General features: G+C 51.4%; 2 protein-coding genes. One reads left to right on the forward strand and one right to left on the reverse strand.

From position 1 onward, the window contains the following. Nucleotides 1–266 precede the first annotated feature (266 nt). Nucleotides 267–3,575 carry an autotransporter domain-containing protein gene (locus HP459_RS21810; RefSeq protein WP_171936825.1) on the forward strand — a complete coding sequence of 1,103 codons (3,309 nt, stop codon included), beginning with the start codon at nucleotides 267–269 and terminating at the stop codon, nucleotides 3,573–3,575. A gap of 74 nt (nucleotides 3,576–3,649) precedes the next feature. Here the strand turns inward: HP459_RS21810 and HP459_RS21815 are convergent. Next, nucleotides 3,650–4,075 (reverse strand): DUF1264 domain-containing protein (locus tag HP459_RS21815; RefSeq protein WP_171936826.1); only part of this gene is annotated, 426 nt, incomplete at its 5' end.

Consider the following 4,075-nt stretch of genomic DNA (forward strand, 5'->3'; position numbering starts at 1 on the left):
GCCACGACACCATACCCTATCCGTTATTTCCCCTGCATATGTCGGTACATTCCTGTTCACCGGGCCCCGGTTTCTCAATCAGGGATCGCCCGCTCCACCGTTTATAAAATCCTGAAAAACGAGGCTATCACAGGGCAAGGTCACTCGTTATTCTAAATTATCAAACCACATCGATAATTATTATATTTGTTTATGATTCATTGAGCTCAGATGTGAATTTATATTGACGGACGTAAACATTATTTTTTCACACATGGATGGTTAATATGAAAAGGGTTTTTATGACGGCTGCATTAACGGGTTTATTTGTCAGTAATAATCCGTATGCAGGAGAAAGCTATCTGGTCTATAACCCACATAATATTGCGGTATTTGAAGTGCGTTTCTTTAATGTTGGCGACGGCCCCTTTATGCCGGACTGGCCGAATGCGTCTGAGTCAACCTGGGATCTTGGCCAGCAACAAAAAGAAAAAATACTCGATGCTATGCGTTACTGGGCTGAGGTTATTACCCCCAGCCCGGGGCAACTGCCTGCCATTATCAATGTGGGGACGTTTAACGACGAGAATGCCGCAGGTTCCAGCGATTCAGTTACCGACGGCATTATAAGTCTGACGCAGTTGCAAGGCGCATTGAACGGCATTGATACCGGAGAGCTGACCTTTGGTTCCCACGCCCAGTTCATCATGGGCAAACTGGATTTTGATAACGTTCCCTATGTGCCCGCGCAATTGCCGCGCACTGGAAAGGCCGATCTGGTCAGCGTCGCTGTTCATGAGCTGGCACATGGACTGGGAATATCCAATATGGTTACCGATCTGCAAGGAAGTGGCACATTCACGCCCGCTTTCGATACCGTGCCTTTTGGCTCCTGGACCAGCCATCTGCGCGATGACCGTGGCAATCCTGCCCGGCCAGGGCAAGTAATATTGTGTAATGGATGCAATAACAGATGGGATCCACAAGGCTTTGATGTACGGCTTGATAAAGGCTATTTCACCGGCAGGCATGTGGATGAAGTCCTTGCAGGCGCCATGCCTGGCGTGCCGGTGAAAATGTTAGCAGACGACGGCTCGGTCGATGATAACTACATGAGCCATATCGAGCTGAAAAACAGCATGATGAGCCATCAGAACTACCGCAATTACACCACGTTTATGGAAGCGGAACTGGCGTTGCTGCAGGATATGGAATATCAGATTGACCGGCGTAACTTTTTCGGTTTTTCGCTGTATGGCAACGGGCAAACGCTCGTTAACCGCAATGGCTATTTTCAGCGTAATCAGCAGGCGGATGGCTATCTGGCTGGTCAATACAATACCGCTAATCTGGGAGTTGGCCTGCATGTGTATGGCAGTAATAACCATATCTTTCAACAAGCGGACCTGTTGACGTCAGGGGCTGGCGGCGCGGGCATCCGTATAGATGGGCAAAATAACACCCTGAGCATCGATCCCGGTGTACGGATATACGCCGATGGCGTTAATGGCCGTGGGGTGATGTTTGCCTACGGTAAACAGCACAGCCTTATTCAACGTGGCGACGTTCAGGCACTGGGAGCCAGTGGCGTCGGTATCAGTTTTGATTTTGGCAATAACCTCCTGGGTAACGAGGTGGACTATCGTGGATCCTGGCTTCATATCGTGGACGGCTATTACGATGCGTTATTACCCGAGTTGCAGGGAGCGCTGGTAGACAATGCCGACATCAGCGGACGGGTTGCCGGTAAAGGCGCGGCGATTTATATATCACCGAACGCGCTGGTCAGTAATATAAATATATTAACGGGTGCCCGGCTGGAGGGTGATATTTATTCGGACTACGCCCAGCGGGATGACTATGGCCAACAGCGGTTAACGCTGCTTACCTTCGGTCGGAAGGCAAATGCGTACGGGCAAGCGACGGAAGCTGCCGATGCTGATTTCAGCTTTACGTACCGCGGAAACATTGAAGGTATCAATAATCTGGCACTGGACGCGCACGGAGGGAAAACCTCGCTTAACGGCGATTTTCAGATTTACAGCATGACTATCGCGCCAGGTGCCAGCCTGTCCGGCAACGCCAGCTATACGCTTAATGAGGAAGGCCGCTTTGTAAATAACGGGATCCTTGCGCCGGGTAATTCACTTGGGCAAATCAATATATCCGGTGCTTATCAACAGGGGAATACCGGGCAGTTGTTGTTGGAAGTCGACGGGCGCGGCAGGCATGATACTCTGCGAGTGGACGGTCACGCACAATTTGACGGTCAACTGACGTTTGCGCCGCAGCCGGACTGGTACGCAACAAACTGGCGTCTGAATACGCAAGATTTGCTAAAAACGGACGCTTCCGACGGCAATTTCAGTGCGGTGAACAGCGTGCTCCGTTCACCCACGCTAACGCTGCAAACAACGCCACAGGGAAAGAATGGCTGGCAGCTCTCAATGCTGCGCGCTTCAAACGCATACAGCCGGTATGCGCAGGACACTAATGCGCGTCAGGTAGGGCAAGCGCTGGATAAAATTGTGGCGGAAGCTAAGTCGGATATACAACCGCTGTACCGTACTCTGGATTTCTCAGCCACTGATGGCGGGAATATCAGCAATGCCTTGCCGCAACTTTCTGCGGGCGCCTACAGCGCCATGTTCGCAAGTTCCCTGCAGCGTGAACAGCAGATAGCGCGGATCGTTGGCGGGCCAAATCCTGTGGTTATGCCGAAGCAACTGACGGAAGGCGAATGGCGCAGCTTTGCCATACCCTTTGGCGGCGGCTTCTGGCAACAGCGTCAGGGTGACAGTGTAGGGTACGACGCCAGCAGTTATGGCATTGTATTCGGTGCTGAAAAACAAAACGATGAGAATCACAACTGGATTTATGGCTTTCATGGTGCGGTCAGCGGTCAGTCGGTGACGGTGAAATCACCAGAAACCGCAACCGGGAAAACCACTGCTTTCGATCTGGGTGTTCATGCTCGTTACGGCGCTGAAAGGTCCGAAGGAATGTATTTATTCGGCACTGGCCGATTGGGTATTGAAGACAGCTGGCTGGACAGAAACATTAATGTAGAAACTTACGGAGCAAGCCACCATGCCACCTGGACCGGATTGTCAGGTTCTGTTACGGCCGGCGGAGGCTATCGATGGGCGCTGAATAATAATGTGAACGCCGGACCGGTAACGTCATTGAATTACACCACATTACATCGTCCCGGCGTGAAGGAAAGCGGCAATGAAGGCAGCCGACTGATGCTGGGTTCGCAGACCTTCGATTCTCTGAGATCACGTATCGGGGTGAATGGTAACTGGAATGTACCCCTCGCTTCAGGGGCATCGTTCGCAGCTGAGCTGCAGCTCACCTGGGATCATGAACTGCTTGATGGCAACGTAGTGCAACAAGCCTCTTTCGCCAACTATCGAAGCACAGGGTTTAGTTCCAGGAATCAGGTGACTGGTCGTGACACTCTGGGTGTTAAGGCAGGTATGAGCTATAAAATCAACGCTGATGTCGAATTGGGCATCGGGGTTGAAAGCGAAATGTTTCGTTCTGGCTATGACTCGATTGCAGGTAATCTTTCAGCCACATGGCGTTTCTGATGCCTGAGGACGAGAAAATAATAGGACTGGCCCTATCCCCGGCGTTGCCGGGGTATTCCTGAAGGCTTTTGATATCAAAAATGGCTTGTGTCGCCCTGGCCATGCTCACCTGAACCTCTAACCCGCTTAAGCTGGATCTCTTCACCACGTTGCCAGGCATCCGCTCCCTTAGCAACTGGGTGCGCCACAATATCCTTACGTTCTTCTTTGATGGCTTGCGTGCTCACGTCAAAGCGTCGATCTCTGTCCGCCAGAAGTTTAGGGTCTAACTGCCCTTCCCCGGTAAAGCCCATCATCAGTGCCGGAATGCCGAGCGGCAGCTTTTTATCGCGGTCGGTGTGCCAGGTATGCCAGGTCTTGCCGTAGGTATTCACAATTTTGCTCATCAATGCTTTGTCAGCCACTGCAGGTAAACCTGGAGCAATCAGGCTGCCGGATTTCACTTCATATTGATGGCTGTGCCACAATTTTTTTTCTTCCGGCGGCAGTGTGTTAAACAA

This window comes from Enterobacter sp. CM29 (assembly GCF_013179605.1).
Taxonomy (GTDB): Bacteria; Pseudomonadota; Gammaproteobacteria; order Enterobacterales; family Enterobacteriaceae; genus Enterobacter; species Enterobacter intestinihominis.